The organism is Johannesbaptistia floridana (genome assembly GCF_057440575.1).
In genome coordinates, this window is record NZ_JALKVM010000170.1 from 17,258 (window position 1) to 39,604 (window position 22,347).

The window sequence follows — 22,347 nt, forward strand, 5'->3', positions numbered from 1 at the left end:
TCCTCTAAATTTACTTATTTTTTTGACTCTTTTGCCCTAGGGGCTTTCCCTTTACTCATAGGCAGTCCTAATTCTTTCCAGGCCATCATTCCCCCAGTAATGTTGTAAACTTGAGTAAATCCGGCTTCTTGTAGTTTCTTTGCCGCAATAGGACTACGATGAGCCGAAAGACAAATTAAGGCGATTGGTTCATCTTTTGGTAATTCTCGAAACCATTGAGGTATTACCCAACGACTGAAAAAAGAATTTACTCCCATCAAAATGCGCGGCAAACTGAGATTAATGGCTTCTGGAGCATGAAATAAACGATATTCCAAATTACTACGTACATCAATTAAGCGGGGAGGATTAGCAATTTTCCTAAATTCTTCTGGTGATAAGTTAGTAATTTCTCTTTGAGAATCTTTAGTAAATGTCATAGATAACTTCCTGGTATTGTTTCAACTAAAATTTTTTACCTAAGTTTATAAGTAGGCTGAAGTACCTTCGGTCCTTGCATACTTTCAAACTCTGATCTAGGCTTAAGTATGCAAGTTTTGATTAAACTTTCTCACTTTCGTTTTACTTCTTCTGCCTCAAACTTCTTTCCTTGTACATTTTCTTTCCCCTTACTGAGTAAGAGATGGAAAAGGGGGGTCAGTTTGGGGAGAAAGGGTAAAGTTTTGATAAATTTGCTGTTCAAGCTATTGGCGTGGAGATTACTTTGGTCTAGGAGAAAAAATGCGCTCTATGAATAGTGGTGGCTCATATCACTCCCATCAAAACCCACTCATTTACTGGTTAGGCAGCACCGGGAGCACCGGGAGCACGGAAGAGAAAAACCAGAGAATTGCCAAAGCATTGGGTCAAAAGCTTGGTGCGCGTTCCCAGATGCGAGGTCTCCTCGCATCTGGTCGCACCGCAAAATTGACTTTTTCTCTGGTTAATTGAGTACAAAAATACTGGTTTAAGTGATGTGAGAACAAGGAAGATAATATAACTACCCAAAGTATTTTTTTGGCTTATCTTCACTACAAGTTCTTGGTAAAAAACTGAAAATAACCCCATCAGGAGAAAGTCTCCAATTTCTTTTTATCTTTCTCATAATTAAACCTTAACAGTCAGCTATAGGTACTTCAAGAGATATGCTTATTTCTCTGCCAGTTCTTGTGTTTTTATTGGCTTTTATCTTTAGTTAGCATAGATCTTGCACCCAGTACCTTTTTACGATAATTGGTAAATAGCTAGAAATTTATTTAGTTTTTTTGAGGATTACGAGTGTTAATTCCTAATAAACCATAAAGGGCACAAGAACCAGCTAACGCACTAATGCCTAAAATACCCGCACCAACGGTTAAACCTATACTAAGAACTGAACCACTGTAAATAAATATTCCTAAATAGGCTAGGATACTCCCTAACAGAATACGCATAATACGATCAACTATGCCAACATTATTAAACATAGTTATTTCCTCCTTTAAGTTAAATTAAGTTTGAGTTACTAGTTCTGGTTTATTTAAATGTTCCATGACTGCCTGCATTTTTTCACTGGCTTCAATGGCTATTTCTTTCGCTTTAGGACTGTGAATGGTTAAAAACATGATGATTGGATTTACCGCTGAAACTTCTACTCGGCCATCTTCATGTTCTTGGACAACTACGTTACATGGATAGAAGACTCCCGCTTTGTCATCTTCTTGCAACATGTTATAGGCGATGCCTGGATGACAAGCTCCTAAAATTTTATATTTACGAAAATCTGCATTAAGTTTCTTTTTGAAGGCACCTTGCACATCGATTTCTGTAAGAACACCCATTCCTTCTTCTTTGAGAGCCTGAGTTACTTGTTCAATTGCTTCTTCAAAGCTCATGTCTAGTATTTTACTGAAGTGATTCATATATAGTTCCTCTTTTTTCTTGAGGTAGTGATAAGCCTTATTTTAGGCTCCTTGCTATAATCATATAACTACTTGTTCATTTTAGTCAAGTAAAAATTAAATTATTTTTTAACACTTTATCATACATGGAGATTATAAATTTCTCCTCATCGGGGATCAGTGAAGATGGTTTTTTGAAGTTTTGTTTTACTTATTTTGACAAATAGTTAAATTATGATATGATGATTGCATGATAAGCTTAATTAGGTAAATAATTAATAAATTGTCAAAAAAAGTGAGTGTTCACGATCATGAAGCTTATTGTTGATAGATAATAATCAAGAAAAACCAGAGGAATATATCAATGGCTAATGTTGTAGTAATTGGAGGAGGACTCGGAGGATTACCGACAGCCTATGAACTAAGGCATTATTTGCCCAAAGAAGATAATGTAATTCTGATTTCGGATAAGCCAGAATTTACATTTATTCCGGGATTGATTAGGGTGGCATTGAATATGAAACCCCTAGAACATATTCAACTAGACTTAGAGAAATTAACGAAAAAACACCGGATAGAATGGGTATTAGGAAAAGTAACAAACCTAGATAGTCAAAGCCAAACAATTACAGTAGCAGGAAATCAAAGTATAAATTACGATTATTTAGCGATCGCCACAGGAGCATCGTTAAACTTTGCAGAAATGCCAGGACTAGGGCCCCACGGAGGTTACACCCAGTCGGTATGTACACCTGAACATGCGTTGCAGGCTAGAGAAGCTTGGTTAGAATTTCTCAAAAATCCAGGACCACTAGTAGTAGGGGCAATGCCAGGGATAGGTTGTTTTGGACCAGCCTATGAATTTGTGTTCATGGCAGATTACGAATTACGGAGAAAAGGAATTAGAGACAAAGTAGAAATTACCTACGTGTCTCCAGAGCCCTATATTGGGCATACAGGAGTAGCAGGAATTAAAAATGCTGAGAAATTAACCAAAGAACTAATGGCGGAAAAAGGAATTAAAGCGATCGCCAATGCTAGAATTAGCAGAATAGAGGAGCAAACTATCAGCTTAGGGGATGGTCGTCAAATTCCCTTTAAATATGGAATGATATTACCCTCTTTCTTAGGAGCTAAATTTCTCAAAGAAGTACCAGGCTTAACAACAGAGAAAGGATTTGTGCCCATCTTACCCTCTCAAAGACATCCAGATTTTGCCAATATTTATGCCTTAGGGGTAGCCGTTAATTTAGAACAACCAGACAAAACACCAGTGCCCATTGGTTTACCAAAAAGTGGAGAAATGACTGAAGCTATGGGAGCGGCAGTAGCTCACAATATTGCTGTAGAATTAGGTGCTCTCAAACAACCCTTAACCACACCCACTCTAGAAGCCCTTTGTTTTGCTGAATATGGGGATACAGGTATAGCCTACATAGCTGCCCCCGTATTACCAGATCCGGTTACAGGTAAAAGACGCTATTCCTACGCAGTAAGAGGAAGTTGGGTAAACTGGGTTAAAGCGGCCTTTGAAGAATATTTTCTGCTGAAAATGCGTTTAGGCTTAGGTATGCCATGGTTTGAGAAGTTAGGCATCCGTTTATTATTTGGTTTATCCCTATTGAAAACTTGGCAACCATTAGCCACTAATCCACAAGCAATGATTGCTAAAAATCAAAAAGTGGTTAGTTAAAACATGTCAATAAAATATTTACAAAATTATCTAGGAGATATTGTCAATGACTACTAAATTAGTAACTCAACCCCTGAAAACTGGTCAAGTCACAGTAATGAGTAATGTCAGCAGTTTTACTGTTACTGGGCGTCAAATATCAATATTAGAAGATCAACCCGAACCAGGTCAACAAGATTCTTCTGCCATTCATTTAACTTTTGATGTAGAAAACCCTCAAAAACTACCCAGTGTTTTAGACGCAACAGAAGAATTATGCTTTATTATTAACCGAGATGATGCAGTAAAAATTAGTTTATCACTCTTAACCATGGCTATGGACAATAGGACTCCTGAAGATATAGAAGAGATTAAAAGCAATTTGTCAAGAGTGATTCCTCAATTAGCATAATCTAGTATAGTTTGAAAGCTTCTCTCACCCTGCACCCTACTCACCAAGCTCCCCTGCTTGTTTATAAGGGCTATTTCAATCTCCAGAAATCTGTGATCATTTTCTGGAGATGATTTTTTATTATACTAGATCCCCCTGAGAAAATTGTCTCTCGCTACAGCCAAGGATCAAAAAATAAACTTTTTCTCGGGTTAATTTAGGGCGCTTTGAATGAGCGCCCCTACTGGTGCGAGTGATGTGAGGTCACTAAACTAGAGCAAATGTTAATTGCTACAAATACCGGGGCATTGAAGACTCTACTGGTGATACAATTGGTTTAGCTTTCTTGATTAGTAAACAATATTAATTAGCTACTAAGCTCACTAATACCAGAGTATTTAAACCAAGTACGTGTTAATCTTAAGCTTAGTTTAATCTAAATTTAAACTATCTCCTGATATATATGATTACATTAAAGAGAAATTAGGTGTTATTTTATGTTATCGTTAGAATTGCCAAAGGATGCCTCTCTTGCCTCAAGTAGTGAATCTACTCCTAGAAGTCGTATTTTACTTATAGAAGATGAAGAGCTAATTTGCGATATGGTCATTTTAGCTTTAGAAGAACAAGGATATGAGGTTGTAGTGGCTTCTGATGGACGCAAAGCCATAGAATTATTGCAGAGTCCTGAGGTAACTACGGGAGAATGTCCCCTAGAACTCGTGATTCTTGATTTAATGTTACCGTTTGTTAACGGCTTAGATATTTGTAAACTATTGCGTTACCAAGGTAGCACAATACCTATTTTAATTATCAGCGCTAAAGCAACCGAAGCAGACCGAGTGAGGGGTTTAGAAATAGGCGCAGATGATTATTTAACTAAACCTTTTAGTGTGCGAGAATTAGTAGCGCGTTGCGCTGCTTTATTACGTCGCAAAAACTACACATATTTATCTAAATCACCAATGCGTCAATTTCGCGACGTGATTCTTTTTGGGGATGAATGTCGTGTTATAGTTAGAGGTAGAGAAATTAGCCTATCTCCCAAAGAGTTTAAACTTCTAGACTTATTCATAAGTTATCCTCGCCGAGTTTGGTCCCGAGAACAGCTAATCGAACAAGTATGGGAACCAGATTTTATTGGAGATACTAAAACTGTAGATGTACATATTCGTTGGTTAAGAGAAAAGCTAGAAATCAATCCCAGTGAACCAGAATATTTGATTACTGTACGCGGTTTTGGCTATCGCTTTGGCTAAAAAGCATGATTTCTTTTCCCTTGATCAGCTTTTGTTTAGGTTTGGCGATAGGCTTTGTTATTTTCTATGGCAGAGAACGTCGCCTAAAACGGCGTTTAAAACAAATTTTAAGTTCATTATCTGTAGAACACGATAGTCAAGTTTCTCTATCTATAACTTGGCAAGTACGCCGACAATTTTATCTATTTGAAGAATTAGTCAAAGAACAAAAACAAGAATTACACACTTGTTATGATTTAATCTCTAAAATACCTCTAGGTTATCTACAAGTTGACAAGGATAATCAACTAGTATTTTGTAATCACAAGGCCCAAGAGTTACTAAAAATAACCAGTTGGCAGAATCATCCAATACGTTTACTATTGGAGTTAGTACGCTCCTATGAATTAGATCAACTGATACAAAAAACTCGTCAATACCAACAGCCTCAAGTAGACACTTGGGAATTTTATACCAAAGACTCAACAAATCCACATCAAATTAAAGCAATTACTCTCAAAGGTTATAGTTTTCCTTTGTTAAAGGGAAAAGTAGGGGTATTTATCGAAAACAAACAACCAATTATTGAAGCAGAAAGATTACGGGAACGAGCTTTTTCTGATTTGACCCACGAACTGAGAACTCCCCTAACTGCGATAAATTTAGTAGCAGAAACTTTAGAACAGCGTTTAGAGAATCCTGAAAAAAAGTGGGTAACCAAAATGCTCAAAGAAACAAAACGTTTAATTGAATTAGTAGAAAATTGGTTAGAATTGAGCAAAATTAATGACAATCCCGCAGCTTTTCTTGATTATCAAAGTTTAAGTTTACGAGAAGTTATTTTAACAGCATGGCAAACTATTGAACCCCTAGCTATGCAAAAAAGAATAAGCTTAGATTTAGAGAGAGATAAAGATATAGAGATAGATGGCGATCGCTCTCGTCTTACCCAAGTTTTTCTCAATCTCTTTGATAATAATATCAAACATAGTCCTCTCGATGGTAGGATTGAAGTTTCACTAGAACTTCTTGACTCTAATCAAGTAAAAATTGATATAGTAGATTCAGGCGCAGGGTTTGTCCCTCAAGACTTACCCTATGTTTTTCAGCGTTTGTATCGTGGCGATCCTTCTCGCACTAGACAACAAACTAATGCGGGAGGTAGTGGTTTAGGCTTAAGTATTGTAGAACAAATTATTAAAGCTCATCACGGAGAAATTAAAGCACAAAATCATCCTGAAACTGGTGGTAGTTGGCTGCAAATAATTATACCTCAAAAAAATTAGTTATAATATCATCAGAGTCAGTAAATCTATCTTTCTATTTAATTATTTTTATAATCAGAAAGATAAATGATTGTTTAGCAAAAGACGAAGTTAAACTGACAACATCAGCAATAGTGATTTATTACTATAAATCCCTAAATTCCTCCTTTATCCTCTTTAGATACTAGCTATCTGCCTTATAAACAATTCCTGTGGATAATAAACCTCACAATAATACTAGTACTAGTGATTTTGCTCACTTTAACCCCTCCATAAAAAAGGTTGAAGAAAATGTTTTAAGGATGGGATCCCTTGTGGAGCAATCTTTTCGTCTCAGTCATCAATGTCTATTTGAAGGTAATTTAGATGCAGCTAAACAAATAATTAGTCTTGACAAAACAATAGATCAGTATTATCGTCAAATAGAGTTAGACTGCGCCATGAATATTACTTTACAAGCGCCAATGGGTAAAGATTTACGCTCCCTAAGTGCCTCTATGCAATTAGTTAGAGATTTAGAGAGAATTGGCGATTATGCTCAAGATTTAACCGAAATTGCCGTAAAGCTGTTTTGCTATCCACCTCATCCTTTATTAAGCAAGATTCAGCCTATGTCTTATCATGCTCAATTTATGTTGGCAACTAGTTTAGAAGCATTAGCTAACTCCGATGCTACTAGTGGACTATCAGTAAAAAAGCTAGATGATACCGTAGATGATGCCTATGAACAATTGTATCAACAATTGTCTGCTCAGCGAGATATAAAAGGTTCAATAGAACCTACTCTACTTCTCGCTTTAGTAATCCGTCACCTAGAAAGAATGGCAGACCATGCTACTAATATCGGTCAAAGAGTTGCTTATATAGTCACTGGTTATCGGAAATAAAAGATTATTTCAAAAAAACTAAATGCTACCTGGTCACAACTCGCTTTAATAGAAAAAAGAAAGGTTGAGATATATTCTTTAAATCCATAACCCCTTAGCTTTTTAGCAGAAAAGTAATATTTATACGTAGAGGAGTACTTCGGATACAATCTTAAATACAACATGTATTTTTAAAAGTACCCTGTTAATCTTAAACTACTTTAAGAAAATATTAATTGATGAATGTTTACTGAAGAAATTGGGTTATAAAAAACAGGTAAGTGTTGATGGTTAAATTATATCATTTACTTAAGTTTTATTATTGAGGATATACCTGTGTCACAATCTTTAGTTTATTCTGCTTTTATCGTAGGGATTATTAGTGCTTTTTCTATGCCTCTAGGAGCATTCACTTCTCTAATTTGGAGTCCAAGAAATCGTATACTCGCTTTTTTAATGGCTTTTGGCGCTGGAGCTTTACTTTCAGCATTGGTTATTGATTTAGTGGGCAGTGCTAGAGAAAAAGGACATATTATAGAATTAGTTGTTGGTTCAATCATTGGTAGTTTATTTTTTACCATGATTAATAAAGTTGTTAATAACTCAGGAGGATTTTTACGCAAATCTTCAACAACTTTAGTACATTTGAGCGAAAAACAAAGTCAACAGTTTACCAAAAAAGCTAGTCAATTGAAGCGAATTAATTTATTTAGGGATTTAGAACCAGCATGGCGGCAAAAATTAGCAGAAAACTTACTACTAGGAAGCTATCCTGAAGGCACAACTCTTTATCGTCAAGGAGACTCTAGTGAAAGTCTTTATATTATAGAAAAAGGTGAAGTAAATTTGTTAGATCCTAACAATAATTTAGAGCTGATGGCAAAATTAAGTGTTAACGACACTTTTGGTAAGTTAGCTTTTTTTACTGGTAGTCCTCACCAAACAGTAGCAGTGACTGTTAAGGATACCAAGGTAAATATTCTACCACGTCCAGATTTTGAAGATTTGTTAGAAGTATCGCCTAATTTATTAGAAATTACTACTAACTTTTTACAAAGTGAAGAAATTGCTAATTATTTACATACGAGACAAAGGTTAAGTGTCGATGAAATTAAGGCTTGGGTATATGCGGCGATACTAGCTTTAAAAAAAGAGAGGAAAATTCTGGCAGCAGTGGAAATTGAACAAAAAAAAACAGAATTTTTGCAGTTAAGTCGCCAAATTAATCGCTTTCCTGTGTTTAGTTACTTGCCAGAGGAAGATTTAGAAGATATCGCTAGTCGTTTAATTTATCAAAATCAAGACAGTGGTTTTGTTTTTTTTCAACCGGAAAATATGTGCGATCGCCTCTATATCCTTCATACTGGAGAAGTAGAAATTATTTACAAGAGTGAAGTTAAAAAGCAGCCTATTGTCTTAACTGGTGGAGATGCCCTTGGGGAATTATCATTTGTGACAAAAAGTCTCCATACAGTAACGGCGATCGCCAAAACCGATGTTAGTTTTTGGATGTTGAGACAACAAGACTTTAGTGAAATGCTACAACAATCTCTCAGTTTAGAAATAGCTGTTCAAGACTTTTTAAAACAACCTAAACTTAAAAAATATTTAGAAAATCGACAAAAGTTAAGTTCTAGTAAAGCAGGAGATTGGGTAAAAATAGCCTTAAAACAAATGAATGCAGAACATCTGATTCCCTCAGCTAGAAATATGAAGGAAACAGAAGAACATCAAGATGCCCCCATGGCTATCTGGTTAGGCTTACTTATGGATGGCATTCCCGAAGCCTTAACAATTGGCGCTCATTTAGCGAGTAATCCTATCAGTGCTTCTTTATTAGCAGGATTATTTATGTCTAACTACCCTGAAGCTTTATCTAGTTCTGAAGGGATGAGAGAACAAGGTTTCAGTGTAACCAAAATTCTGGTTATGTGGACTTCAATTATGTTAGTCACTGGCATTTTGGCTGCCGTAGGTAGTGTTATTTTTTTTAATGCCCCGGAATCAATGATATCATTACTTCAGTCTATAGCAGCTGGAGCAATGCTTACAGTTATCGCAGAAACTATGCTACCGGAGGCTTATGCTATAGGAGGCTCCATTGTTGGCATGTCTACACTCTTAGGCTTTTTGAGCATTATTGTAATTAACACAATTATTCCAGAAAGCTAATTTAATCATTCCAAGGATAATAGCTTAATGAATCGATAATCTTTTACTTCTCCCAAAACACGATAAGGAATAGATAAATTATCTTCTTTTTCCTTAGATATCCAAATATAGCTATTAGAGGAAAGTTCTGTTACTTCTTTTAATTGTTGAGCAGATTTAGGAGTATAAAAATTTAGCAAAACTCCCGTCTTACCACCTACATCAACAAAATCCACTTGATTATTATCTAACAGTTGTTGTATCTCAGATTGTTGAAAAAACCCTTTAACTTCTGGATTATAATCACCAATTAAACCATTACTTCCTGCTACTGCTAAAGCAAGCCAGGGAGTAACCAACCAACAAGTTATCCAGTAATTTGTGGTTAGGGAAATATTCCCCCAATTGTGACGATTAATCCAGACTAATAATAAAATTAACCAACCACTACCTGTAGCTATACCAATATTAATATAGGAGCGCAAATTATGATCGCCTCTAAGAGTAAGAATTAAAGCTGCTAATAATAATAATAAACCGATGATTCCTAGAAAATAACTAAGAGTGTTTAACAATTTACTATAATTTTTTTGTTTCATTTGTCTAGCCAACCAGTCTAAAGCTAGAGCTGCTAAAAAAGCAGTAAATGGATATAAGCAAAGACTATAATGAGGTAGGCGTGTAGAAAAAATACTAAGTTCTATTAATAGGGTTAGAGGGAAGCCAACTAAGATGGATTTGTAAGCCATTGTAGAGTTACGAATCGTTAAAATAAAACCTAAAATTGATAAAAATGACCAAGGAAAAGATTTAATAGGTACATTCCAAAAGTAAAAAAAAATATTATTATTATTGCGTTCTTCGGAACTCAAACGCCAAAGAAATTTAAATAATTCCTGAAAACCATCACTACCATAGTGTAAAAAGCTTTGCCAAATCCAGACAAAGCTAGGAATTAAACTAATTATTAATCCTAAATATAAAGTGGGATTGAATAGATGACGATGCTGGCGATGTTTTGCTAATAAGTATGGCAATAAAGCAACTATTGGCAAAATAATCATAAACCCTCTTATTAAAAAGCCTAATCCCCAGCTAATCCCCGCCATAAATACCCACAAGTTACGATATTTTATGTTTAATTCTCCTTGAAGTAAAGACCACAGAGATAATAGAGTCAAAAAAATCATGGTTACATCAGGAGTGCCTAATCGACAATATTGTAACCAAAGAAATTGTACATTTAAAATTGCCGCAGCTAACCAAGCAATTCTCTTATTGAGAATAATTTTACCAATTTCGTACAACACTAAGGTGCTCAAAATTCCTAGAATCATGCTAGGTAGTCTGACACTAGTTTCATTAACTCCAAAAATACTATAAAAACAGGCGATCGCCCAATAAAAACCGGGTGTTTTGTGATGGGCAGTTTCCCAGGGATGTATCCACTCTCCAGAATCAAACATTTGACGTGCTCTCAAAGCATATAGTCCTTCATCATGAGCCATTAAACTATTACTTTCAGAACTAAATAGTAATAGTGGAAGTATCCACAAAAGTAAAGTTATATAAGGAAATATAAAAGATAAACTTTTAGGTAGCGACAGAAAATCAAATCGGTTTTTATGTAACATTTATAAGATAAAAGTTTAATGCTATGAATTCCCAAAATATAACCGAAAAAGCTGTGATTGGCAAAAAATTAGCTTGAGTATTAACTCATATCAAAGCACCAGTACTTATGTACTAAATTAACCTCAGAAAAAGGGCGTTGCTGAGTGAACAGTGGATTAGCTAGAATAAGGTAAGTAAAGAAAGCTGATAAAATTTTATGGATTGTCCTCAATGTCACTCTTCTAATGTTAGGAAAGATGGTCATCAAAATGAATCAGTGCAAGTCTTTATATTAATAGCTTTTCAGGCAATTTTCTTTCTTTCATGCAACCCGCTACCAGTTCTCATAAAAGAGCAAGTAACGATGAATTTTCATCTTCATAAAATAATTTTATCGTGTTAAACTCTCGACGAAGCAAATTTTCAACTTGTGATGTGGAACAATTCCCAATTCGTAGCCAAATGACTTTTGGTGGACTCCCAAAGACTAAACTCAGATCGTGCATATCGGAGTCTTTCGAGACGAGCATTAAGTTGTTGTCTTTTGCATAATCCCAAACTATCGGATCAATTGTCGCTTTCATTCCTATATCTCGAACATGAAGTGAGTTAGGAAAAAGCTCAATCAAACGATTCGGCAATTTAGGCGATAAGTTTTCGTCAAATAGTAACTTCATGGGGATAAAGGGGCGATAATTAACCGACGTTCACGATCAGCGGCATACGCAATACAAGCCTTTAAATCTTCTCGTGTTAGATCAGGAAAATCATCAAGAATTTCTGCTTCTGTCATCTCAGAAGCCAAATATTCAAGAACCTCATAAACCGTAATGCGCAAGCCACGCACACAAGGCTTACCACCCCGTTTGTTTGGTTCGATCGTAATATAATTTCTGTAGTTCATAGTCAATCTTCTCATGATTTAGAAATATCTACAGTCAATAGTAACACGCTGGTTAGTCATAATGGTGATTTCGGTTCTGTTGCAAAAAATATCAGTCAAAGCGTACCGATGTTAGAATATCTCAGACCAAAGCATCTTTACCCAAAGTTACTGGTTGTGGTTGAGTTTTGAAGTTTTGAAGTGAGGAAGTAATGAGTAAGAGAATTGATGTTAAACCCGCTACCAGTTCTAAGAATGGTTTTAGCTGTTGGAATTCTCCAATGAAGTTATGGCAACTGCTATAATTACTTAACTAATCTTAATATTCCCCTGGTTTATTCATGAGATTAAGTGAGTTAAATTCATGCTACTAGCGAAGATAAGATCTGCTATAAAGATAGCAAAAAAATTACAAAAGGAATTAACCTAAAAACGTTAAACTAATTAACTGTCTCAAAAAATTACGGAGTTTAAAACTAAATGTCTCAAAGTGAAGCGGATGCACGTTCTCAGAAAGTTAGTCTCTTGCGAGAACAAGGAATTAACCCATATCCTAGCCAATCATTTTCCCGAACACATACCTCAGCGCAAATTATAGAGTTATTTAGTCAGCCAGGAAACGAAATTGAAAAGGGAAAAGCAGACCCCAATCAAATTCCCATCACAGTTTGTGGACGAATTGTTTCTAAACGTGATAGTGGTAAACTGATATTTATAGATTTGCAAGACATAGCTGGCAAAATCCAGATTTTAGCCAGTAAAAGCGAACTTCTTGGAGAAGAAGGTTTAGACTTCAAACAAGTAGGAAAACTTCTTGATGAAGGAGATTTTATTGGAGTAGAAGGAGTGGGATATTGTACCAACAGGGGACAATTATCAATACAAGCCAAGAAACTTACTTTATTGTCAAAAGCCACTATTCCTTTTCCTGACTCCTACTATGGAATCAACGATCCAGAAATTTGCCGTCGCCATCGTGAAATGGATATGGCTTCTAATTCAGAGGCATTCAATCGTTTTGTGATGCGCAGTAAGATAGTTCAAAGCATTCGCACCTATTTGTGTAATGCAGGATTTTATGAAATAGAAACGCCGATTCTCCAATCAATATATGGAGGTGCAGCCGCTAGACCCTTTATTACACACCATAATGCTTTAGATATTGATTTATACTTACGAATTGCTCCAGAATTATTCTTAAAAAGAGCAATTTGTGGCGGCTTTGAAAAAGTTTTTGAAATCGGAAGAGTCTTTAGAAATGAAGGGATTGATAATACCCACAATCCCGAATTCACTTCCCTAGAAGCATATCAAGCTTATGGAGACTACTATGACGCCATCGAACTTATCGAAAGTATTATTGTCTTTGCTATTGAGTCTGTAGGTCTTGACAAAACCAAAATAGAATATGGTGATAAGATTATCAATTTTGAACGTCAATATGATTATAGTGACAAACTTCCTAATTTAAAAGGAAAGCACTGGCAAATCAAAACCATGGTGGAAGCAGTAAAAGATGAAACTGGTTTAGACTTTGAGCAATTAGATTTATCTGAGGCACTTACCGCAGTAGAGAAATTAAATATAAAATTATCTGATTTAGAGAAACAAAACTTAGGATATTTACTTTATGCGGTATTTGATAAAAAAGTAGAAGAAACCTTGATTCAACCTACCTTTGTCATCGATTTTCCCGTGGAAGTTAGCCCTTTAGCTAAACGTCATCGGCATCAACCTCAATATACAGAAAGATTTGAATTGTTTATTGATGGAAAAGAGTTTTCCAATTGCTTTTCGGAATTGAATGATCCTCAAGAGCAATTTGAACGTTTTCAACAACAAATAGCTCAAAGAGAGGCAGGAGATGATGAAGCTCATCCCATGGATACCGATTTTATTCAAGCTTTATCTCTTGGGTTGCCCAACTGTGTGGGAATATCTATTGGAATAGACCGACTAGCTATGCTGTTAACCAATTCTAAGAGTATCAGAGATATTGTGATGTTTCCAACCATGAGAACTATTAAAGAGTGAAGTTAACAAACCTACACTGTACCTCAAGCCTCAGTGTAGGAAAATTTCATGAATTTATAGAAATGTAATTAGGTTGAGACTTAACTCTTTTTATCCAAGCTTGAATACCAGGAAATTTAGTTAAATTAAAACCTCCTTACTTTTTCTATTTTACGTTTAATTTTGACTACCTACTTAAATATGAATAACAATGAGCAACCAGAAAATAAACTAAAAAACTGGTATTCAAAATATAAAGATAAATTTACTAATTGGTTTTCTCAAGATACTCAAAAAGAAATTATTCTCCCTCAATCTTTAGAAGATATTCCTCCAGAAATAAGCGATAAACTCAATAAGTTAGTAAAAAATTTATCTCCATGTAAAGCTACCAAAGAAAAAACTACAGAAGAAATTAATAATGCTATTAAACAATGGCAAAAAAAACCAGATCAGCCTGGTAATTCTCTAACAATTATTAGCAATTCAGTAGAATCAAGGAGAGAAATTATTACAGAAAGCTTAGGAGAACTATCAACAGAAATTAATTTACCAATTACTTGGTTAGAATGGTTACAAAGACCAGAAGATATTAATAAAATTGCTGAAAAATTAAGACAACAGCTAGGAAAAGTTAGTATTTATCATCAAGAAAAATTAAAAGAAATAGTGGTTATTCCTAGCTTAGAATGGTGTTTTTTACGCTCAGTATCGGGATTAAACGGTATTGATTCCCTGAAAAAAAATATCTTAGCTGATTCTTCTAGATTTTGGATAATTTCCTGTAATCAAATAGCTTGGAACTATCTTAATTGTGTCTGTCAACTACATGCCTATTGTCCAAAAACTTTTGTGATACCTAGTTTAGACAGGGAAGAATTAGAAGCTTGGTTAACTCCAGTGATGGAAGAAATAAACGTAAATTTTGATTTAGATCAAGATCTCGCGCCAGATAAAAAAACTGAGTTTTTTCAGCAATTAAAAGTTGTTTCCCACGGTCTAAGTACTGTAGCCGCGCAATTACTGAGACATTCTCTTGCCTTTGACTCTTCACAACTTGTTACTAAAGTTCCTACCTTACCAAAATTACCAAACTTATCTTTAGAAGATCACTATCTACTTTATTCTCTATTGCTACATCAAGAAATTACTTTAGAACATTTAGCTGTTACTCTTGGAGATCCCCCCGCTACTGTACAAAATGGTTTACAAAAGTTGTACAGTCAAGGAATAATTGAAGAAGATTCACAACTATTTCGATTAAATCCTATCTACTATCCTAAAGTAAAAGAAGAACTGGACGGCAATAATTTTTATATTGGTGAATAAACCATGATCTTGGAGTTGAACAGCTTGATTTTAGCTCAATCTGGGGATGATATTACTTCAGAAACTAAAAATCAAGCAGAAAAATTATTAAATGAAATAACTGTTAGTAAGATTACTCAAGCTGTCTTAGTAATTGTTGCTGCTTACTTAGCCATAATTTTATTAGAAAAACTAATTAATTGGTTCTCCGAACGAGTTAAGCGAGAATGGCGTTTAGGGATTAAACAATCTCTGCCTTTTTTCCGCACAGTAGTTTTGCTGATAGCAGTAACTATTCTAGTTAATTTATTTATTAACTTGTCTAGAGAAAATATTTTTGCTTTGACTGGTACGGTTGCTGTAGCTTTGGGTTTTGCTTTTAAAGACTATGCTAGTGCTGTAATTGCTGGATTAGTTAGTTTATTTGAAAGTCCTTACAAGGTAGGCGATCGCATTCAAATCAATGAACACTACGGAGAAGTAATTAACTATGGATTACGCAGCATTCGTTTACGTACTCCCGACGATTCTATATTAATTATTCCTCACAATTTAATTTGGACAAATGTAGTTTCTAACTCTAATGCTGGTCAATTAGAAGCCCAAGTTGTGACAAAATTTTATCTTGCCCATGAAAATGATTTAGACTTAGCAATACATCTTCTCTATCGAGTTGCTTACGCTAGTAAATATACTCAAGTTAAAATGCCTGTAGTGGTTATCGCTGAACAAAAACCCTGGGGTATTCTCTTGAAACTAAAAAGCTATCCCATAGACGCTAGAGACGAATTTATTTATCAAACTGATTTAATTAAACGAGCTAAAAAAGCATTCTCTCATCATCATTTTACCTATCCTAAAGTAACTAGGTTGGTTTAATTAAGTTTGTTTATTGTTCACAATTTCCTGTTGATTTTTTCTGGGTAGCGATCGCCTTTGGGGTTTTTTGGGAGATCGCTACAATTTTTTTGCCTAAAAACCCATAATTTCGTAACCTGCATCTACGTAGATAATTTGTCCAGTAATGCCACTAGCTAAATCGCTACATAAAAATGCAGCAGTGTTTCCCACTTCAGCTTGAGTCACAGTACGTTTTAGGGGTGCTTTGTCTTCTACATGGCGAATCATATCTAAAATACCCCCTACCGCCGAAGAAGCCAAAGTACGAATTGGTCCTGCGGAGATTCCATTAACCCGGATATTACTAGGTCCCATCTCGGCTGCGAGATAACGAACACTCATCTCTAAAGCAGCTTTAGCCACACCCATCACATTATAGTTGGGAACTACTTTAACACCGCCTATATAAGTAAGGGTAACTATACTGCTACCTGGATTAAACAAGGGTTTAGCCTCTTTAGCTAAGCTAGTAAGAGAATAGGCACTAACATCTAAGGCGGTACTAAATCCTTTTCTGCTAACATTACTAAAGTCTCCTGAGAGATCTTCTTTGTTAGCAAAAGCTAAACAGTGAATGAGAATATCGAAGTTACCCCACTTTTCTTTGACTTGGGCAAAAGTTTCTCTAATCTGTTCGTCATTTTGGACATCACAGGGGAGAAATAGAGTAGGATTAAGAGGTTCTACTAATTCTCCTACTTTTTTTTGGAAACGTCCCTTGTCATCCGGTAAATAGGTAACACCTAATTCGGCTCCAGCTTTGTTTAGTTGTTGTGCAATACCCCAAGCAATTGAGCGGTTATTGGCAATTCCAGTGACTAAAGCTTTTTTCCCTGATAAGTTTAACATAGTGGTGTAGTTGAAAATGTTTTTAAATTTAAAGTTGACAATCTCTTGATATTATATGAAGAAGAACTATTTGAACAGATATTAAATATTCTCTAAAAAAAAAGTATAATGCTATACCAAAGGGTGTAAAATTATTCTGTAAAATCTGTAGCTCTAATCTTTGATTAATGTAAAGCTTTTTTAGTAACTAAAACTATAATGGAACTATCCGTAAGTCAAGATAAACCTTTAGCCTCCGTTTTCCGCCAAGTAGGAGGGGGAATATACCCCCCCGTAGTAGAAAGCTTTGATCGCGGGAAAACTATATTTTTTCCGGGAGATCCAGCAGAAAGAGTCTATTTTTTGTTAAAAGGTGCTGTAAAACTATCCCGAGTTTATGAAGCAGGAGAAGAAATTACTGTAGCTTTACTAAGAGAAAATAGCGTTTTTGGAGTATTATCACTAATTACAGGGGAAAAATCAGACCGCTTTTATCACGCAGTAGCTTTTACACCAGTAGAACTATTAAGTGCTCCAATCGACAATTTCCGCAAATCTCTGAAAGATAATCCAGAACTGTCAATGTTAATGCTACAAGGACTATCGTCAAGAATTTTACAAACAGAAATGATGATAGAAACTTTAGCACATCGAGATATGGGTTCTCGTTTAGTAAGTTTTTTGTTGATTTTATGTCGCGATTTTGGCGTACCAACAACAGAAGGAATTAGAATAGATTTAAAATTGTCTCACCAGGCGATCGCAGAAGCAATAGGATCAACCCGCGTAACAGTAACTCGCTTACTAGGAGAATTAAGACAAGAAGAAATGATTTCAATTCATAAGAAAAAAATAACAGTACATAATCCAGTAGTATTGAGTCAACAGTTTGCCTAAAGCTATATATGACCACCAGTGCTTTAGTATTAATAATAGCAATCATAGTATTAGGTGGAACGATCGCAGCTTTAGGCGATCGCCTAGGAACAAAAGTAGGTAAAGCCAGACTAAGAATATTTAATCTACGTCCTCGGCAAACCGCTATGTTAGTAACAATTTTCACCGGATTAGTAATTGCCGCATCAACTCTGGGCATTCTCTTTAGTTTAAGTGAAAACTTACGGAAAGGAATATTTGAAATTGATCAAATTCGTAAAGAACGCAGAGAAGCTCAGAGGGGATTGTCGCAAGTAACTGAGCAAAAAAAAGAAATAGAACAACAACTAAGTATAGCTAGACAGGAAAAAGAAGCAATAGAAGATTATTTAGTTGAATTAAATCAAAACTTCCAAAAAGCAAACATTGAACTAGAATTAGTCAGGCAACAAGTCTCTAGCTTAGAAGAGGAAGTAGAATCTTTAGCTACAGAAAGAGAAGAATTAATTGAGTTGAGAACACAATTAAATCAGCAAATCGCCTCCTCCAAAGAAACTATCGCTAATCAAGCAGCACAAATAGAAAATCAAAACCAAGACTTAGTACAAAGACAAAGAACCATCGAACAATTAGCCCGACAACAACAAGCTCTACAAACAACTATAAAAGAAAGAGATCAAAAAATTAGAATCCTCGATAAAGCAATCACCAGGAAAAATACTCGATTAGCAAACCAACAACAGCAATTAAAAGAATTAGAAGAACAGATTAGCTTTTTGAATCGAGAAGTAAATACCCTTGAACAATACTACCAAGAGTATCAAACACTACGAGAAAGTCAAATAGCTATTGTCAGAGGACAAGTTTTAGCCTTCAATGTGGTACAAATTTTAGACCCCGAAGCCGTTACCGAAGCAATTAACTTCTTACTGCGACAAGCCAATCAAACGGCTATTAAAGCCGCTAATCTTGATAATATTCAAAAATATCAAAGAATCGTACAAATTACTGAATCTCAAGTCAAACAATTAGCCAGAGAAATAGATGATGGAGAAGAATATGTGGTGCGTATTCTCGCCGCCGAAAACTATGCCGCAGGAGAAGAACAAATTAGAGTTTTCACAGACGTAACACCCAATAGAGAAGTATTTTCCCCAGAACAGGAAATAGCCTCAGTTTCTCTCGATATAGAAGAGATGAGCGAAGCACAAATACAAGCTAGACTAGATTGGTTGTTAGCTGCTTCAGAATTTCGTGCCCGTCGTGCGGGTATTCTCGGAGATATTCAAATTGAAGAGGGAAAACTCAAGACAATTGTTAACTTTGTTGAAGCAATTACCGAAGCAGAAGAACCTCCTGACGAAATAATTGCCTTGGTTAGCGAAACAGCCTATACTTCAGGACCCCTGAAGCTTCAGCTCATTGCTTTAGTTGATGGCAAAATAATTATTAGTACCTAAGTCATATCTGCTTTGGATTTTAAATCGAGGGTTTGTCATCATAAATTCAGTTATGAAAAAATCGTAGTTATAAATAAGCAGGGAGAGAAAAGATGCAGAACTTTAGCAGAAATGACAAATAAAGATGTGAGTGAAAACCTATGGTCAAAAAATCTTCCCCTTCCTTTGTTAGTATTGCCAAAATCGTTGCCTTAGCAACCCTGATTAGTAAAGCTTTTGGTTTAATCAGAGAACAATTAGTCGCCGCCGCCTTTGGTGTAGGACCTATAATTAATGCTTACGCATACGCCTATGTGATTCCTGGCTTTTTGCTCATTCTCTTGGGAGGTATTAATGGACCATTTCATAGTGCTTTGGTAAGTGTATTAGCTAAAAAAGATAAATCAGTTTCTGCTTCTTTAGTCGAAACTGTCACTACTCTAGTTAGTTGTTTTCTGTTATTAGTGACGGTTATCTTATTTATTTTTGCACCTTTATTCATTGATTTACTTGCCCCAGGTTTAGATACCCAAGTAAGAGATATAGCTATCACACAATTAAGAATTATGTCTCCTCTAGCTTTACTGGCAGGCTTGATTGGTATCGGCTTTGGGATACTTAATGCTGCCGACCAATATTGGTTACCTAGTATTAGTCCACTCTTTTCTAGTAGTACTATTATAATTGGAATAGCAATACTAATTTGGCAACTAGAAGAATCAATTAACGCCCCTGAGTATATACAACTCGGTAGTCTGGTGTTAGCAGGAGGAACTCTAATTGGCGCAATTCTACAATGGTTAGCTCAGTTATTCGCTCAATGGCGATCGCATACAGGGGGCTTACGGTTACGCTTTGATTGGCGCACCCCAGGAGTTACTGAGGTTCTCAAAATCATGGCTCCCGCTACTCTTTCTTCAGGGATGCTTTATATCAATGTGTATACAGATTTATTTTTTGCTTCTTATTTAGATGGTGCGGCCGCCGCAATGCGGTACGGTAATTTTATTGTTCTTACACCCTTGGGTATTATTTCTAATATGATTTTGGTGCCTCTATTACCAATGTTATCCCGTCTGAGTGCCACAGAAAACCGAGAAGAATTAAAATTACGTATTCGCCAAGGATTAATTTTAACAGCTTTGACGATGTTGCCATTAACAGCTATTTTTATTTCTCTAGCTTTACCAATTGTTCAAGTTATTTATCAAAGATTTGCTTTCTCTGAATCTGCTTCTTTGTTAGTTGCCCCTGTGTTGATGGTTTATGGCTTAGGGATGTTTTTCTATTTAGGGCGTGATGTTTTAGTAAGAGTATTTTATGCTTTAGGTGATGGGGCTATTCCTTTTCGTATTAGTGTTATTAATATTCTTTTAAATGGTGTACTTGATTATCTGTTGGTGAATATTTTTGGTACTCCTGGATTGATTTTAGCCACTATTGGGGTCAATTTGATTTCTATGGTGATTTTTCTCTCCATTTTAAATCGCCGCTTAAATAAATTGCCCTTGGGAAGTTGGTTAGTTACTATTTCTGGCTTATTTGCCGCTACTGCTATTGCTGGGTTAGGTAGTTGGTTAACCAGTCAAGGTTTAGAGAGTGTTTGGGGGTTTGGTAACTTGTGGATACAGTTATTAAACATTGGTATTAGTTCTTCAGTCGCTCTAATTTTGTTTTTCTTAAGCGCTTTGGTGTTGCGATTACCTGAATTAAAAATGCTCTGGCAAAGAATTAAAGCTAAGTTTTCATAATAATTTAACAATATTTAGCCTTCGTTTGCTAGAACGAGACTCAGTAAACTTAGATACGCTTTGTTGTTTGGGTCATAAGGCAATACTGCTAGGTTAAGAAGATTATCTGTTGAGACTGCAAGGGAGCACCGGAGCAGGGGGCGGGGGAGAAAGCCGAAAATCCCTCTCCCTGCTTCGGTCTCAGAAGCTCCTCTGCTTGCCTCAAAGAAAAGTCAAAATCCAAAACCTACGCAGTATTGGGTCATAAGGCCATAGGCAGTAGCGCTATACTTTAATAATCCTCCCGCCTACGCCTCATCTTGTTTTCATACATTCTTTTATCAGCTAAAGCTATAGTTTCTTCTAAGTTTGTATGAGCTGTGCGTCTTGCCCAACCCACAGAAACCTTAATTTTGCCCTGATGTAGTTTAACTTGAATTCGTTGAGCAACTTCTCTCGTTTCTGCATCCGTTACTTCAAGTAATAAGATAGCAAATTCATCTCCACCAATTCTGGCGACAATATCCTCCTCACGTACACATTCCCGCAGATACTTTGCTGTATATTGTAAAGTAAGATCCCCTTTAGAATGACCGTATGTATCGTTAATAGTTTTAAAATCATCTAAATCTACAATAATCACACTCATTGTCTGTCCATAGCGTTGACAACGAATTTCTTCTGATTGTGTTAAATTATCCCAACCACGACGGTTATAAATACCTGTAAGACTATCCATTTGAGCTTCCATTTCCGCCCTTTCGTAAAGACGGGCATTTTTTTCAGCTTCTAGTTGATTATACAAAATAGTCGTTAACAATTTCGATAAAAGATTAATTAACTCTCTCTCCCTATGTAACTCTTCTGACTGAGGTTGAGGATCTATGGCACAAAGAGTTCCAAATAGCTCCCCATCTCGGTTGCATATTGGAATACCTATATAAGCTTTAATCGGTACCGCTTTACCTATAGGAGAATTTACATAAACCTTAACTTGATCTGAATTTGGTGCTATTTTTGGGCCTAAACCTTTAGTCATTCGCGAACAAAAGGAATCAGACCAGTTAAACACATCTCCGGTTTGAACACCATAACCGTGGTCATTCGCTTGTAAAACAACCCAGTCATTTCCTTCTACTCGCGTGAACATCCATAGCTGAAATCCTAAGCGTTGATGTAAAAAATCTAGAACGCTTTGAACAGCAAATTCAAAATTATCATAGGGTTGAATAGTAGGTATTTTCATAAGTGCATTATTAAACTCAAACCATAAAATAAATATACAATAATATTAAGTAGACATTAAGTTTTATT

20 protein-coding genes are annotated in these 22,347 nt (G+C 35.7%); 12 read left to right on the plus strand and 8 right to left on the minus strand.

Annotated features, from left to right (window positions below):
- Positions 1 to 14: 14 nt before the first annotated feature.
- The 3 genes from MW688_RS11450 to MW688_RS11460 all read right to left on the minus strand — a co-directional run bounded on the left by MW688_RS11450 (position 15) and on the right by MW688_RS11460 (position 1,880).
- On the minus strand, positions 15 to 419 hold the full coding sequence (locus MW688_RS11450) for a rhodanese-like domain-containing protein (protein ID WP_486736110.1): 405 nt from the start codon (positions 417 to 419) through the stop codon (positions 15 to 17).
- A gap of 816 nt (positions 420 to 1,235) precedes the next feature.
- Positions 1,236 to 1,445, minus strand: a complete 210-nt coding sequence (locus MW688_RS11455) for a YgaP family membrane protein (RefSeq protein ID WP_486736111.1) — start codon at positions 1,443 to 1,445, stop codon at positions 1,236 to 1,238.
- Positions 1,446 to 1,469: 24 nt separating this feature from the next.
- Positions 1,470 to 1,880 (minus strand): DUF302 domain-containing protein, encoded by a 411-nt coding sequence (locus tag MW688_RS11460; RefSeq protein WP_486736112.1) that lies wholly within the window; start codon positions 1,878 to 1,880, stop codon positions 1,470 to 1,472.
- A gap of 343 nt (positions 1,881 to 2,223) precedes the next feature.
- Here MW688_RS11460 and MW688_RS11465 point away from each other — a divergent pair, with 343 nt between their 5' ends.
- The 6 genes from MW688_RS11465 (at position 2,224) to MW688_RS11490 (ending at position 9,463) form a co-directional block, all read left to right on the plus strand.
- Positions 2,224 to 3,552 carry an NAD(P)/FAD-dependent oxidoreductase gene (locus tag MW688_RS11465; RefSeq protein WP_486736113.1) on the plus strand — a complete coding sequence of 443 codons (1,329 nt, stop codon included), beginning with the start codon at positions 2,224 to 2,226 and terminating at the stop codon, positions 3,550 to 3,552.
- Positions 3,553 to 3,598: 46 nt separating this feature from the next.
- Positions 3,599 to 3,943 carry a hypothetical protein gene (locus MW688_RS11470; protein WP_486736114.1) on the plus strand — a complete coding sequence of 115 codons (345 nt, stop codon included), beginning with the start codon at positions 3,599 to 3,601 and terminating at the stop codon, positions 3,941 to 3,943.
- A 476-nt stretch (positions 3,944 to 4,419) separates the two neighbouring features.
- Positions 4,420 to 5,181: a response regulator transcription factor gene (locus MW688_RS11475; RefSeq protein WP_486736115.1), complete on the plus strand. Its 762-nt coding sequence runs from the start codon at positions 4,420 to 4,422 to the stop codon at positions 5,179 to 5,181.
- 5 nt (positions 5,182 to 5,186) lie between these two features.
- Positions 5,187 to 6,446 carry a sensor histidine kinase gene (locus tag MW688_RS11480; protein ID WP_486736116.1) on the plus strand — a complete coding sequence of 420 codons (1,260 nt, stop codon included), beginning with the start codon at positions 5,187 to 5,189 and terminating at the stop codon, positions 6,444 to 6,446.
- A 191-nt stretch (positions 6,447 to 6,637) separates the two neighbouring features.
- Positions 6,638 to 7,312, plus strand: a complete 675-nt coding sequence (gene phoU / locus MW688_RS11485) for a phosphate signaling complex protein PhoU (protein ID WP_486736117.1) — start codon at positions 6,638 to 6,640, stop codon at positions 7,310 to 7,312.
- 315 nt (positions 7,313 to 7,627) lie between these two features.
- The gene (locus MW688_RS11490; RefSeq protein WP_486736118.1) at positions 7,628 to 9,463 is read left to right on the plus strand and encodes a cyclic nucleotide-binding domain-containing protein; all 1,836 of its coding nucleotides are present in this window, start codon (positions 7,628 to 7,630) and stop codon (positions 9,461 to 9,463) included.
- Positions 9,464 to 9,468: 5 nt separating this feature from the next.
- Here the strand turns inward: MW688_RS11490 and MW688_RS11495 are convergent, their stop codons facing one another.
- The 3 genes from MW688_RS11495 to MW688_RS11505 all read right to left on the minus strand — a co-directional run bounded on the left by MW688_RS11495 (position 9,469) and on the right by MW688_RS11505 (position 11,960).
- Positions 9,469 to 10,950, minus strand: coding sequence for an ArnT family glycosyltransferase (locus MW688_RS11495; RefSeq protein WP_486736119.1), 1,482 nt, complete (start codon positions 10,948 to 10,950; stop codon positions 9,469 to 9,471).
- Between the two features lie 450 nt (positions 10,951 to 11,400).
- Positions 11,401 to 11,733 (minus strand): DUF5615 family PIN-like protein, encoded by a 333-nt coding sequence (locus MW688_RS11500; protein WP_486736120.1) that lies wholly within the window; start codon positions 11,731 to 11,733, stop codon positions 11,401 to 11,403.
- Positions 11,730 to 11,960: a DUF433 domain-containing protein gene (locus MW688_RS11505; RefSeq protein WP_486736121.1), complete on the minus strand. Its 231-nt coding sequence runs from the start codon at positions 11,958 to 11,960 to the stop codon at positions 11,730 to 11,732. The genes MW688_RS11500 and MW688_RS11505 overlap by 4 nt, the downstream gene beginning before the upstream one ends.
- A gap of 459 nt (positions 11,961 to 12,419) precedes the next feature.
- Here MW688_RS11505 and lysS point away from each other — a divergent pair, with 459 nt between their 5' ends.
- From lysS to MW688_RS11520, 3 genes are all read left to right on the plus strand, one after another.
- Positions 12,420 to 13,973, plus strand: coding sequence for a lysine--tRNA ligase (gene lysS / locus MW688_RS11510; protein WP_486736122.1), 1,554 nt, complete (start codon positions 12,420 to 12,422; stop codon positions 13,971 to 13,973).
- Between the two features lie 180 nt (positions 13,974 to 14,153).
- Positions 14,154 to 15,281 (plus strand): hypothetical protein, encoded by a 1,128-nt coding sequence (locus MW688_RS11515; protein WP_486736123.1) that lies wholly within the window; start codon positions 14,154 to 14,156, stop codon positions 15,279 to 15,281.
- Between the two features lie 3 nt (positions 15,282 to 15,284).
- Positions 15,285 to 16,139, plus strand: a complete 855-nt coding sequence (locus tag MW688_RS11520; protein WP_486736124.1) for a mechanosensitive ion channel family protein — start codon at positions 15,285 to 15,287, stop codon at positions 16,137 to 16,139.
- Positions 16,140 to 16,232: 93 nt separating this feature from the next.
- Here MW688_RS11520 and fabI read toward each other — a convergent pair whose 3' ends face one another.
- Entirely contained in the window at positions 16,233 to 17,009 is a 777-nt protein-coding gene (gene fabI / locus MW688_RS11525; protein ID WP_486736125.1) for an enoyl-ACP reductase FabI, read from the minus strand.
- A 198-nt stretch (positions 17,010 to 17,207) separates the two neighbouring features.
- Here fabI and ntcA point away from each other — a divergent pair, with 198 nt between their 5' ends.
- The 3 genes from ntcA (at position 17,208) to murJ (ending at position 21,054) form a co-directional block, all read left to right on the plus strand.
- A complete protein-coding gene (gene ntcA, locus MW688_RS11530; protein WP_486736127.1) occupies positions 17,208 to 17,885 on the plus strand; it encodes a global nitrogen regulator NtcA in 678 nt (225 codons plus the stop codon).
- Between the two features lie 8 nt (positions 17,886 to 17,893).
- The gene (locus MW688_RS11535) at positions 17,894 to 19,324 is read left to right on the plus strand and encodes a DUF3084 domain-containing protein (protein ID WP_486736128.1); all 1,431 of its coding nucleotides are present in this window, start codon (positions 17,894 to 17,896) and stop codon (positions 19,322 to 19,324) included.
- Positions 19,325 to 19,464: 140 nt separating this feature from the next.
- A complete protein-coding gene (murJ, locus tag MW688_RS11540; RefSeq protein WP_486736129.1) occupies positions 19,465 to 21,054 on the plus strand; it encodes a murein biosynthesis integral membrane protein MurJ in 1,590 nt (529 codons plus the stop codon).
- 271 nt (positions 21,055 to 21,325) lie between these two features.
- Here the strand turns inward: murJ and MW688_RS11545 are convergent, their stop codons facing one another.
- The gene (locus MW688_RS11545) at positions 21,326 to 22,279 is read right to left on the minus strand and encodes a sensor domain-containing diguanylate cyclase (RefSeq protein ID WP_486736130.1); all 954 of its coding nucleotides are present in this window, start codon (positions 22,277 to 22,279) and stop codon (positions 21,326 to 21,328) included.
- Positions 22,280 to 22,347 lie beyond the last annotated feature (68 nt).